Here is a 12,617-nt window from a genome sequence, read left to right as displayed (position 1 = left end):
CATGGTTCTGGTCGCCCTTGCCACTGGCAGCGCCCACGCTGAGAACAGGCCAACGGAAATCACCATCGCTACTGAAGGCGCCTACGAGCCGTGGAATTTCACGGGACCCGACGGGAAGCTTGCCGGTTTCGAGGTCGATCTCGCCAATGATCTCTGCGCCCGCATGGAGATCAAATGCAACATCGTCGCGCAGGACTGGGACGGGCTCATCCCGTCGCTGATCGCCAAGAAGTTCGACGTCATCATGGCGTCGATGATCGTCACGGAGAAGCGCCTTGCCGTCATCTCCTTCAGCGAACCCTACGCTCCGACCGCGGCGGCGTTCATGGTCGAAAAGTCAGGCCCGCTCGCCAATCTCCCCGGCACCGGAACGACGATCGATCTTGCGGGCGAAAAAGCGAAGGTCGAGCAGGAATTGCAGCCTCTTCGGGACGCTCTCAACGGCAAGACGGTTGGCGCGCAGGTCTCCACGGCCAACGTTGCTTTCCTTGACACCTATTTCAAGGATGTCGTCGAACCGCGCGAATACAAGACGGTCGAGCAACACGACCTCGATCTGCAGGCGGGTCGCATCGACGCCGTCATAGCGCAGACGACATCGCTCACCGCGACGCTGTCGAAGGATGACTTCAAGGACTACACCATTGCCGGGCCGACCTTCACCGGAGGCGTATTCGGCCAAGGAATCGCTGCCGGCCTTCGCAAGGACGACATCGAACTCAAGGCCATGCTCGATGAGGCGATCCGCGCGGCGAAGTCTGACGGCACGATCAACACACTTGCAAAAAAGTGGATGAAGATCGACCTCGAATGATCGGCCGGTAGCCCGGCATCTGGCCCGCAAGACCGACAGCCGTCGGAGCTCGAAAGATTCGGCGGCTGCAATCGAACTGCGGCGAGTTTTTCAACACGCCGACAGCGCCGCACGTCCTGTCAAACGCGCAAACGTCGCTGTGGCACCTCGAGTTGCTGCATGCCCTCGAATCCCCGGCGATTCCACGGAGGCATGCAGCAGATCAGCACCGGAGAGTTATCGTGACCATTCTTCTCAATTCGCTCGAAGCGCGCGACGCGGCGTTTGTCCTTCATCCCTACACGAATGCGTCCCAGCATTTGCAGGACGGGCCGCTGGTGATTTCCAGGGGAGAAGGGATCCACATCATCGACAGCGAAGGCAACAAGTATATCGAGGGACTCGGTGGCCTGTTTTGTGCGTCGTTGGGCTTCAGCGAACAACGGCTCGTCGACGCTGCCATGCGGCAAATGCAGGAATTGCCCTTCTATCACAGCTTCGGCGGAAAATCGCATGAGACGGCAATCGAACTTGCCGAACGGTTGATCCGCCTTGCTCCCGTCCCGATGTCGAAAGTGTTCTTTGCCAATTCGGGTTCAGAGGCCAACGACACGGCGCTGAAACTCGTCTGGTACTATCACAATGCGATCGGCAAACCGGAAAAGAAGAAAGTCATCTCCCGCTGGCGCGCCTATCATGGGGTGACGATCGCCTCCGCAAGTCTCACCGGTTTGCCGAACAATCATCGCGATTTCGACCTGCCCCTCGCGGGCGTGCTTCACACCGATTGTCCTGAATTTTACCGCTATGGTCATCCCGGCGAGAGCGAGGAGGAATTCGCGACCCGTTGCGCCGAATCGCTCGAGAACCTGATTCTTGCCGAGGGGCCCGACACGATAGGCGCCTTCTTCGCCGAGCCGCTGATGGCGTCGGGGGGTTGCATCGTCCCTCCGCCAACCTATTACGAGAAGATCCAGGCCGTGCTCAGAAAGTACGATATCCTGCTGATTGCCGACGAGGTTATCTGCGGCTTCGGTCGGCTTGGCACGATGTTCGGCTCCGAGAGCTTCGGCATGCGGCCCGACATGATTTCCATGGCCAAGCAGTTGTCGGCGGCATACCAGCCGATATCAGCGCTGATGGTCAACGAGAAGGTCCACGCGGCCATTGTCGCCGAAAGCGAGAAGATCGGCACCTTCGGCCACGGCTTCACCTACAGCGGGCACCCGGTCGCCACTGCGGTGGCGCTGGAGACCCTGAAGATATACGAGGAACGGGACATTCTGGGGCACGTCCAGAAAGTCGCGCCGCTCTTTCAACGAAGGCTCCGCGCGCTCGCAGAACATCCGCTCGTCGGAAGTGCGCGCGGACGCGGCTTGATCGGTACGCTCGAGCTCGTCCGCGACAAGGTAACCAAGGAGCCCTTCAAGCCGGCGGACGGCGTCGCGATCCACGCCGGCAAACGTGCACAAGTGCATGGTGTCGTCACGCGCGCCATCGGCGACAACTACTCTCTTTGCCCACCTCTGATCATCACGGAAGCAGAGATCAACGACATGTTCGACCGCTCGGAAAAGGCGCTCGATGACACCTATGCATGGGCACGCGCCAGCAACCTCTATTCATAAGGACGATTCCATGAGGAACTTCGAACAGCCCGGGCGCTCGATTGCAGTCGGCCGTAGCGGCATGGCAGCGACCTCTCATCCCATGGCAACCCTGACCGCCATCGAGGTCCTCAAGAGCGGCGGCAAGGCCATCGACGCGGCGGTGGCAGCCTGTGCGGTCCAGTGCGTGGTCGAGGCCGGCTCCACAGGTATTGGCGGCGATTGCTTCGCCTTGCTGGCCGCCAACGGCAGCGACCAGGTGATCGCCTATAACGGCTCCGGCCGAACGCCCGCCGCCGCTGACTTCCAGTGGTTCCGCGGCCGAGGAATCTCGGAGATCGAGCGGTCCTCGCCTCACGCGGTGACCATTCCGGGTGCCGTCGATGCCTGGACGCGGCTGGTCGCTGATCATGGGCGCATGTCCATGGCCGATATCCTGGCGCCGGCGATCGCGCTTGCGCGCGACGGCTACGCCATCACACCGCGCGTTGCCGCCGACATTTCGCATCAGCGGGCAATGCTTGCGCGCGATTCGTCGACGCGCCGCATTTTCCTCGACAACGACGAAGCTCCCGCGGTCGGGTCGGTTCAGCGTCAGCCGGAGCTTGCCGAGACCTTGTCGGCTATCGGCAAGCACGGGCGCGACGCATTTTACCGGGGTGACGTTGCCGAGGACATGGTCTCCTATCTCGAGGGCCTCGGCGGTCTGCACACCCTGGAGGATTTCGCCTCCGCCGCAGGAGAATACGTTACGCCCATTAGTGCCACCTATCGGGGATGGACGATTCACGAATGCCCTCCCAATGGGCAAGGCATCATTGCTCTCATGATCCTGAAGATATTGGAGCGTTTCACCCCGTCGGGCGATCCTCTGGATGCCGACAACCTGCACATCGAAGTGGAGGCGACCCGGCTTGCTTATGCTGCGAGGGAACGCTGGCTGGCGGACGGGGAAACAGCCGACGTGCCGGTCGATTTTCTTCTGTCGGACGAACTTGCCGACAACCTTGCCTCGATGATCAGAGCGAACCAGGCTTGCGACGCCATCGGTATCATGGATGGTGTGGAACATTCGGACACCGTCTACATCTCCGTGGTCGACAAAGATCGCAATGCCGTCAGCTTCATCAATTCCATTTTCCACCCTTATGGCAGCGGACTCATGGCTCCGAAATCGGGCGTGTTGTTCCACAACCGCGGCCAGAGTTTCGTGCTGAAGGACGGGCATCCGAATGCGATCGGTCCATACAAGAGGCCGATGCATACGATCATTCCAGGAATGGTCACGCGGAACGGCAAAACCGTCCTCTCATTCGGCGTCATGGGTGGCCACTATCAGGCGATGGGGCATGCGCAGTTTCTGTCGAAGCTGTTCGACTTTGGCATGGATATCCAGGCGGCGATCGAGCTTCCTCGATTGTTTCCCCTCCCCGGCACCAGAACGATCGAAGCCGAGGAAGCTATTCGAAGTGCGATCGGCGAGAACCTCCAGGGCCGGGGCTTCAAGGTGATCCCACCGAAATGGGCCATCGGCGGAGCGCAGGCGATCTGGATCGATGATCGACACGGAACCCTGCTCGGCGCGTCCGATCACCGCAAGGATGGTTGCGCGCTCGGGTACTGATTTCAGAACATCGGAGAAGGTGATGTCCGACTATCCGGAAACGCAACTCTATATCGGCGGCATCTGGCGAGACGGATCGAGAGAGCGCCTTTCGATCGTCAATCCTGCCTCCGATGAGATCATCGGAACAGTGGCGAATGCCGGGCGGGATGATCTTGACGAGGCCCTTGCAACAGCCGCAACCGGGTTCGAGGCCTGGTCTCGGTTCAGCGCGGTCGAGCGCGCCAAGCTGTTGCACAAGGCTGCCCAGCTGCTGCGGGACCGGGTTGAGAGGATCGCGACGATCATGACTCTCGAACAGGGAAAGCCGCTCGCGGAGTCAAAATCCGAGACCCTCGCGGCGGCCGACATTATCGACTGGTTTGCCGAGGAGGCGCGGCGGGCTTACGGTCGTGTCATCCCTTCCCGCTCCCTCAATGTTCGGCAGCTCGTCGTCAAGGAGCCGGTCGGCCCGGTCGCGGCCTTCAGCCCCTGGAATTTCCCCTTGAATCAGGCCGTGCGCAAGGTGGCGGCCGGTCTTGCGGCCGGTTGTTCCGTCATTCTGAAGGGACCCGAGGAGACGCCAGCGAGTTGCGCGGAGCTTGTTCGCGCATTCGCGGACGCAGACTTGCCAACTGGCGCCCTCAACCTGGTATTCGGCATTCCGGCCGACATCTCCAACCACCTCATTCCCCATCCGATTATTCGCAAGGTCTCCTTCACGGGCTCGACGTCCGTCGGCAAGCAGCTTGCGGCTCTCGCCGGTGCCCATATGAAGCGGGTGACGATGGAACTTGGCGGTCACGCGCCGGCGATCGTGTTCGACGATGCCGATCTCGATCTTGCGGTTCGAATCCTGGCCGGAGCGAAATTCCGCAATGCGGGTCAAGTCTGCGTCGCTCCGACGCGCTTCCTCATACAAGAGAAGATCTATGCGCGGTTTCTCGACCGCTTCGTCAAGGCTGCGGAGGCCATCACGGTCGGCAATGGACTGGATTCGGAAACGACCATGGGCCCCCTTGCAAACGGCAGGCGGGTCGAAGCCATGGAAACACTGGTGAGCGATGCCGTCGCGCGGGGCGGAAAGGTCGCGACCGGCGGCGAGCGGATCGGCAATCACGGGAATTTCTACAAACCCACCGTTCTCACGGATGTGCCGCTGAGTGCCCGAATCCTGAACGAGGAGCCGTTCGGCCCGGTGGCGGTGATGAGTCCCTTTTCGACCTATGAGGCCGCCATCACGGAAGCGAACCGCCTCTCCTACGGCCTGGCAGCCTATGCTTATACGACGTCCGGGAAAACGAGCGCCGCATTCAGCCGCGACATACAAAGCGGGATGATCTCGATCAATCACCACGGGCTGGCGCTGCCGGAACTTCCCTTTGGCGGCATAAAGGAATCCGGGTACGGATCGGAAGGCGGAAGCGAGGCCATGGACAACTTCTTCAACATCAAGCTGGTTACGGAAGCCATCTGACATCCAGGGAAGCACCATGCGCCGCCTTTTGCCCGACACTTTCACAATCCTGCTCGTCTTCAGCGTCGTCCTTGCCTCACTGCTGCCGGCAAGCGGCAGTTTTGCGGATCATTTCGGCGTGGCCACAAGTCTCGCCATTGCGCTTCTCTTCTTCCTGCATGGCGCGCGGTTGTCTACCGATATCGTCATTGCCGGCGTGCTGCATTGGCGCCTGCACCTGTTCATTCTCCTGACGACATTCGCCGTTTTTCCACTGCTCGGCATGGCCTTCGGCCTCGTGCCGAAATCGATCCTGCCACAGCCGCTTTACCTCGGCATCCTGTTCCTGAGTGTCCTGCCGTCCACGGTGCAGTCATCGATTGCGTTCACGTCGGTGGCAGGCGGGAACGTGCCGGCCGCGATCTGCTCGGCTTCCGCTTCCAATGTACTCGGCATGTTCCTGACGCCTCTGCTCGTCGGCCTGCTCTTTTCCGCGGGCGGCCATGGCGGGTTCTCCTCGGACGTCATGGAAAAGATATTGCTGCAGTTGCTCGGGCCATTCGTCATCGGGCAGATCCTACAGCCGTGGATCGGAGACTGGGTCCGCTCAAAGAAGAAGATTTTGGCTCCCGTCGACAGAGGTTCCATCCTGATGGTTGTCTACCTCGCCTTCAGCAAGGCAGTCGTCGAAGGGCTGTGGCAGGCTTTCTCGTTGAGAGACATTGCCGTCGTTATCGGTCTCGACATGCTGCTGCTTGCCCTTGTGCTCACCTTCACGATGCGCGGCAGCCGCCTCATGGGCTTCAACAAGCCAGACCAGATCACCATCACCTTTTGCGGATCGAAGAAGAGCCTCGCCAGTGGCGTGCCAATGGCAAGCGTCATCTTCGCCGGGCAGTCGACCGGCGCCATTGTTCTGCCGCTGATGCTTTTCCACCAAATCCAGTTGATGGTGTGCGCAATGCTGGCACAGAAGTATTCTGCTGCCGCGGCGACGGCGTGAGAGGGGCCGTTCGGTATGATTGCGCCACGCCCACCGAACGAAGATGACAATGCGCGGATCCCAAAGACAGCGACTTTTGCGCGTCTGAAAAGACGCGCGGTGCTGTAGTTGGCGGAGAAGGTCAAAGCCGCGGTCTTGCTTGAGAACCGTTAATGGGGGAACGGAATAGCCTTCGCGGCGTTACCACCAGACGCCAACAACATGGAGCGGGCGATGAAAGGTATAGTTCTCTGGCTGATGGGTGTCCCCCTGATCGTCATTATCCTGCTTTATATGTTCGTGTTCTAACGCGACCTAGGGGAGTGCCCCTCGCAACTTCCCCTTCAGGGAAGCATCCGGAAAGCAGGTCGGGGCGATTCCGTTTTTCGCCTGCCAGTCGCCGAGCGAGCGGCGGGTCTTGTAGCCCGGCAGCCCATCGACCTTTCCGACGTCGTAGCCGATGGCGGTGAGCGCCTTCTGCATTCCGAGCACGTCGGAGCGCAGCATCTTGCCGACATCGCCCCAGTCCGCCCGGAAGGCGCCGCTGCCCGAGGCGATCCGGTCGGCAAGGTTGCCGATGAAGAGCGCGTAGAGATCGGAATTGTTGTATTCCTTGATGACATAGAAATTCGGCGTCACCACGAAGCTCGGCCCATGCCGCCCGGCCGGCACCAGCATCATGCCGGACGCCGTACGTTCCGCCGCCGGAAAAGGCTTGCCCGAAACGCGAGCGATGCCCAGGCCGGCCCAGTCGGCGATCGGACGGGCGCGATCGGGCCCCTCTTGCGCGCAGGAGACCCCGGCCGGGATCGACACTTCGAATCCCCAGTCACGGCCGCTCTGCCAACCCTTCTCGGCGAGATAGTTGGCGATCGAGGCGAGGCTGTCCGGTATGGAGTTCCAGATGTCGCGGCGGCCGTCGCCGTCGAAGTCGACGGCATATTGCAGGAAACTGGAGGGCAGGAACTGCGGCTGGCCCATGGCGCCGGCCCAGGAGCCGCGCATGTCGGCCTCCTTCACGTCGCCGCTCTCCAGAATATGCAGCGCCGCGATCAGCTCGCGCCGGAAAAGCTCGGGCCGCGTCGACATGAAGGCCTTGGTCGCCAAAACGTCGATGATCGGATGCGGGATTTTCGCCCGGCCGAAACCGGATTCGCGCCCCCAGATGGCGAGAACGACCGAGCCCGGTACGCCATAGGTCCGCTCGATCTTTTTCAGCGTTGCGGCATGGGCGGAGGCGAGGCTTCGGCCGGTCGCGGCCAGTCCCTGCAGCCGTTTTTCCGAAAAATAGGATCCTGGCGAGGAAAACTCCGCCTGGCTCTGTTTGCGCTCCTTGGGCTTTGGAAAGCCGGGCGGCGCGAGATCCGGCAGATCCCAATCGAGCCTCACTCCCTGAAAGGCGGCCTTGAAGGAACCGGCGGAAATGCCGGCTCTCTCGGCTTCCGGCCAGAGTTCGTCCTGCAGCCAACGGCGGAACTGCCCCTCCACCTCGGCCTTTGAGGCGGCAAGGCAGGAGCCGCACGAGGTTGCGAGCGAAAGGATCAGAACGGACAGGAATTTCAGCATCGGGCTCCCCACGATCAGACGAGCGTTTGCGAAGGCTCAGATCGTCGTGCGCGCCCTGAGCGCGGCCGTCAGCGTGCCTTCGTCGAGATAGTCGAGTTCGCCGCCGACCGGCACGCCATGAGCAAGACGGGTGATCTTGACCTCCATGCCCTCCAGCTGGTCGGTGATGTAATGCGCCGTCGTCTGGCCCTCGACGGTGGCGTTGACCGCGAGGATCAGCTCGCGCACGCCGCCCTTGCCCACCCGGTCGACAAGGCCCTTGATGTTCAGGTCGTCGGGGCCGATGCCGTCGAGCGGCGACAGGGTGCCGCCAAGCACGTGATAGGCGGCGTTCATGGCGCCGGCGCGCTCCAGCGCCCAGAGATCGGCGACATCCTCGACGACGATGATCACCGACTGGTCGCGCCGCTCGTCGGTGCAGACGGTGCAGGGATCGATCGTGTCGACATTGCCGCAGCAGGAACAGACCCGCACCTTGCGATGCGCCTCGCCCATCGCCTCGGCGAGGGGCCCGAGCAACTGTTCCTTCTTCTTGACGAGGTGCAGCGCCGCCCGCCGGGCGGATCGGGGGCCGAGGCCCGGCACCTTCGCCAGGAGCTGGATGAGCTTTTCGATTTCGGGACCGGTGACTCGCTTTGCCATGGCGCGCTTTTAGCGCATATCGCCGAAAAACGGAATCGTCTCGTATCGCTCAGAACGGCAGCTTCATACCAGGCGGAATCGGCAGGCCGGCGGTCAACTCGCGGGTTTTTTCAGCCTGGAGGGCTTCGACCTTGTCCTTGGCGTCCTTGTGGGCTGCGACGACCAGGTCCTCGAGGATCTCGACATCGTCTTCCTTGAAGAGCGAAGGATCGATCTTCAGGCTCTTCATGTGGCCCTTGCCGTCGAGCCGAACGGTGACGAGGCCTCCGCCGGAGGCGCCGTCGACTTCGAGCGCGGCGATCTCCGCCTGCAGCTTCTCCATCTTGGCCTGCATTTCCTTGACCTTGCCCATCATGCCCATGATGTCGCGCATTGTCGTCTCCTGTTTTCCGACCTGAATGAAGGCGCGCGATGCGCCATGCCGTTCTCGCTATTCTATGTCATCGCCCGGCACGATATCGCCGTCCTCGGATTCGGCCGTCGCCGGCGCGAGGCTTTCCGCTTCCTCCTCCTCGGCCGCGCGAATACGGACGTCGGTGATTCTCGCGCCCGGAAAGCGTGCGAGGATCGCCGCGACGTCCGGGTCCTGGCGCGCGTCGTTGACGCGCTCCTCCTGGGCGCGCTGCTCGGCTTCGACCAGCGTCGGCTGGCCGGGCTCGCGGCTGTAGCTGACGACCCAGTGAATGCCGGTCCATTCCTTGAGCTTGACCGCGAGTTCCCCGAGCAGCGTCTTCGGCGCGTCCTCGGGCAGATTGACGTCGAGCCGGCCGGGCTCGATATGCACGAGACGCAGGAAACCACGCACCAGAGTCTTCAGCTTGATGTCGCGGTTCTTCGCGCACAGATCGGCTATGTCGCTGATCGAGGCGACCGGAGTCTTCGGCTGCGGCTTCGCGGCCGGCACCGCTGCCGGGCTGTCCTCCAGGCGCCCGACGCCGATCGGCTGCGGTGCTGCGTCCGGGACGGCGCGCAGCATGGTGGCGCCACTGCCCGAAGATCTCTGGACGGGGGCGGCTTCGACGGAACGGGCCCCGACCGCCGGACCGGCCTGCGGCTCAGCGCTCGCGCCATTGCGGGTCGGCATGGGACGTCCGCCGTTTTCCCCTCCCGAAAGCTCGAGCAGCCGCCGCGCCGCCTCCTCCGGCGAGGGCAGATGCGCGGCATGGGCGAGCCGGATCAAAACCATCTCGGCGGCGCCTGCCGGCCGCGCGGAGCTTTCCGCCTCAGGAATGCCCTTGAGCAGCATCTGCCAGATGCGCGACAGCGTCGTCACCGCGACGCTGGCTGCGAATTCTGCACCGCGCGTGCGCTCGATCTCACTCAAGGACTGGTCGTTCGCCGCATCGGGCACGTATTTCATCCGCGTGACGAGGTGGGTGAAATCGGCAAGATCGGTCAGAACCACGGTCGGATTGGCGCCGGCTTCGTACTGCGCCGAAAATTCGCCGAGTGCCGCCGCCGCATCGCCCTTGACGATATGGGCAAAGAGATCGACGATGCGCGCCCGATCGGCGAGCCCCAGCATCGAGCGCACCGTTTCGACCTCGACGGCGCCGCCGCCATGGGCGATCGCCTGGTCGAGCAGCGACAGGCCGTCGCGCGCCGAGCCCTCGGCTGCGCGCGCCACCATGGCCAGTGCCTCCGGATCGAAGGGCACCGCTTCCTTGCTGAGAATGGTCGAAAACAGCCCGACAAGGTCGGAGGCGCTGATGCGCCGCAGATCGAAGCGCTGGCAGCGCGACAGGACCGTGATCGGGACCTTGCGGATCTCCGTGGTCGCAAAGATGAACTTCACGTGCTCCGGCGGCTCTTCCAGCGTCTTCAACAGGCCGTTGAAGGCCTGCGTCGAGAGCATGTGCACTTCGTCGATGATATAGACTTTGTAGCGGGCCGAGACGGGCCGGTAGCGAACCTGCTCGATGATCTCGCGGATGTCGTCGATGCCGGTATGGGAGGCGGCGTCCATCTCGATCACATCGACATGGCGACCTTCCATGATCGCCTGGCAATGTTCGCCCGGGACACCCAGGTCGATGGTCGGCCTGTCGATCTCCGCGGTCTTGTAGTTCAGGGCGCGCGCCAGGATGCGCGCTGTCGTCGTCTTGCCGACGCCGCGCACGCCGGTGAGCATATAGGCTTGAGCGATACGGCCGGTCTCGAAGGCGTTGGTGAGCGTACGCACCATCGGCTCCTGGCCGACCATGAGATCGGAGAAGTCCTTCGGGCGATATTTGCGTGCGAGAACGCGATAGGCGGCCGGTCTTTCGGCGGGTGATACGGGAAGGGAACCGGGGGATGAAATAGGCGCTTCGTCGCTCATCGACCCTGCCGCTGCTCGAACTCTTGTCCCGACAGGACGGAGAAGAAGGTGGGAGGCTGGCACGATGACCCGTGCCGTGGCTCGTTAGGGCTGCTTCCTTCCGGACCTGACCCGGTTGGCGAGTGGCTCGTCCACCACCAACCTCCCGGCTTCCATATCGGCAATATCGCCAGCAAATGCAAGCCAAGCCATCAAAAAACTGATATCGGTATGCAAAACAAGGCGAATCCGTTGCACACCGAGGAGAGTTTCTTGTCCACCTTCACGCTCGATGAGCGCCTTGAGCGCGACGGCATCCCGATCGCTTCGATCGGCCTCTGCCAATTGCGCCTGATGAACGACCGCCGCTGGCCCTGGATCATCCTCATCCCCCAGCGCGACGGTGTCTCGGAGATCTTCGATCTGTCGCCGCTCGACCAGACGATGCTGACTTTCGAGACGAACATGGTGGCGACGGCCCTGAAAAAGGTGGCCGGGGCGGAGAAGGTCAATATCGGCGCACTCGGCAACATCGTTCGGCAGCTCCATGTGCATGTCGTCGCCCGGCGCACGGGCGACCCCAACTGGCCGGGTCCTGTCTGGGGGTTCGGCAAGGCCGAACCGTGGTTGGAGACGGATCACCAGGCATTCGCGGAACGCATATTGGAAAATCTCTGAACATGACGAAAACGATCTTCGATCTTCACAGCCCTCACCCGGAACCGAGCACTTTCGTCGCTTTTGCGGAGAACCACCTCGAACGCCAATCCGAACATCGAAGCGACGACTGCCTCGAACTGGCGCTCAAACATCCGGCGGCGCATTTTCTTGCCTTTTCCGGCGCCAAGCTGATCGTCAAGCACGACGCGAAGATCATCGATCCGCTCTTTGCCCCCTACGAGCTCGCCGACCTCGAACCGGCGCTCGATGAATCGATCCTGCTCGGCTATCTGCAGAATGGCGAGCCGCGGCTCGCCGTGCCGTCGGGTCTCACCGAGGAGACCCTGCCCGAACCCTTCAAGATCGCCGATGCGCGGATGCTCTATCGCCAACAGATGCTGCCGGAGGAACTCCTAGGCCAGTTCGCGCAGGGATCGAGCCTGATCGTCTGGAACGCCAACAACCGCTTCTGCGGCCGCTGCGGCGGTCCGATGGACGGGCGGGCCGGCGGCTACCGGCGCATCTGCACCGCCTGCGGCCACATGGTCTTTCCCCGCACGGACCCGGTCGTCATCATGCTGACGATCGATCTCGAGCACGATCTCTGCCTTCTCGGTCGCAGCCCGCATTTCGCGCCCGGCATGTATTCCTGCCTTGCAGGCTTCGTCGAGCCGGGCGAGACGATCGAGAACGCCGTGCGCCGGGAGACGCAGGAGGAATCGGGCATCCGCATCGGGCGGGTCCGCTATCACGCCTCGCAGCCCTGGCCGCTGCCGCACTCACTGATGATCGGCTGCTATGCGGAGGCGAAATCCACGACGATCAAGCGGGACGAACAGGAACTCGAAGACGTGCGCTGGTTCACCCGTGCCGAGACCGAGGCCATGTTGGAGCGCACGACCGGCATCGCCGACACCGGCGACGAGCACATCCCGCCGCCGAAGGGGGCGATCGCGCACCAGCTCATGCGCGACTGGCTCGCCTGGCCCGAGCGAGGCTGATCCTTTGT

General features: G+C 62.5%; 11 protein-coding genes and 1 other RNA gene. 7 read left to right on the top strand and 5 right to left on the bottom strand.

The features are described from left to right. Position 1 precedes the first annotated feature (1 nt). The 5 genes from EKH55_RS16850 to EKH55_RS16830 all read left to right on the top strand — a co-directional run bounded on the left by EKH55_RS16850 (position 2) and on the right by EKH55_RS16830 (position 6,462). Positions 2-814, top strand: coding sequence for a transporter substrate-binding domain-containing protein (locus EKH55_RS16850; RefSeq protein WP_425353243.1), 813 nt, complete (start codon positions 2-4; stop codon positions 812-814). Positions 815-1,035: 221 nt separating this feature from the next. After that, positions 1,036-2,421, top strand: a complete 1,386-nt coding sequence (locus tag EKH55_RS16845; RefSeq protein ID WP_069459879.1) for an aspartate aminotransferase family protein — start codon at positions 1,036-1,038, stop codon at positions 2,419-2,421. A gap of 10 nt (positions 2,422-2,431) precedes the next feature. Continuing rightward, positions 2,432-4,024, top strand: coding sequence for a gamma-glutamyltransferase (gene ggt / locus EKH55_RS16840; protein WP_069459880.1), 1,593 nt, complete (start codon positions 2,432-2,434; stop codon positions 4,022-4,024). A 22-nt stretch (positions 4,025-4,046) separates the two neighbouring features. Beyond that, positions 4,047-5,480: an NAD-dependent succinate-semialdehyde dehydrogenase gene (locus EKH55_RS16835; RefSeq protein ID WP_151611866.1), complete on the top strand. Its 1,434-nt coding sequence runs from the start codon at positions 4,047-4,049 to the stop codon at positions 5,478-5,480. A 16-nt stretch (positions 5,481-5,496) separates the two neighbouring features. Further along, on the top strand, positions 5,497-6,462 hold the full coding sequence (locus EKH55_RS16830) for a bile acid:sodium symporter family protein (RefSeq protein WP_151611865.1): 966 nt from the start codon (positions 5,497-5,499) through the stop codon (positions 6,460-6,462). Positions 6,463-6,756: 294 nt separating this feature from the next. On the opposite strand, the gene EKH55_RS16825 is transcribed toward EKH55_RS16830, so the two are convergent. From EKH55_RS16825 to ffs, 5 genes are all read right to left on the bottom strand, one after another. Continuing rightward, positions 6,757-8,007: a lytic murein transglycosylase gene (locus EKH55_RS16825; protein WP_151611864.1), complete on the bottom strand. Its 1,251-nt coding sequence runs from the start codon at positions 8,005-8,007 to the stop codon at positions 6,757-6,759. 36 nt (positions 8,008-8,043) lie between these two features. Next, a complete protein-coding gene (gene recR, locus EKH55_RS16820) occupies positions 8,044-8,649 on the bottom strand; it encodes a recombination mediator RecR (protein ID WP_069459884.1) in 606 nt (201 codons plus the stop codon). 49 nt (positions 8,650-8,698) lie between these two features. Continuing rightward, positions 8,699-9,022, bottom strand: a complete 324-nt coding sequence (locus EKH55_RS16815; protein WP_069459885.1) for a YbaB/EbfC family nucleoid-associated protein — start codon at positions 9,020-9,022, stop codon at positions 8,699-8,701. Positions 9,023-9,079: 57 nt separating this feature from the next. Further along, a complete protein-coding gene (locus EKH55_RS16810) occupies positions 9,080-10,969 on the bottom strand; it encodes a DNA polymerase III subunit gamma/tau (RefSeq protein WP_151611863.1) in 1,890 nt (629 codons plus the stop codon). Between the two features lie 48 nt (positions 10,970-11,017). Continuing rightward, positions 11,018-11,115, bottom strand: an RNA gene (gene ffs / locus EKH55_RS16805) — signal recognition particle sRNA small type. A 64-nt stretch (positions 11,116-11,179) separates the two neighbouring features. On the opposite strand from ffs, the gene EKH55_RS16800 reads away from it, so the two are divergent. Beyond that, entirely contained in the window at positions 11,180-11,626 is a 447-nt protein-coding gene (locus EKH55_RS16800; protein WP_069459887.1) for an HIT domain-containing protein, read from the top strand. 2 nt (positions 11,627-11,628) lie between these two features. Further along, complete coding sequence (gene nudC, locus EKH55_RS16795; protein WP_069459888.1) at positions 11,629-12,609, top strand: NAD(+) diphosphatase; 981 nt, start codon at positions 11,629-11,631, stop codon at positions 12,607-12,609. Positions 12,610-12,617: the final 8 nt, after the last annotated feature.

This window comes from Sinorhizobium alkalisoli (assembly GCF_008932245.1).
In the GTDB taxonomy this organism is placed as follows: Bacteria; Pseudomonadota; Alphaproteobacteria; order Rhizobiales; family Rhizobiaceae; genus Sinorhizobium; species Sinorhizobium alkalisoli.
The sequence above is the reverse complement of the archived record's forward strand: the minus strand, read 5'-3'. Positions and strand labels throughout refer to the sequence as shown.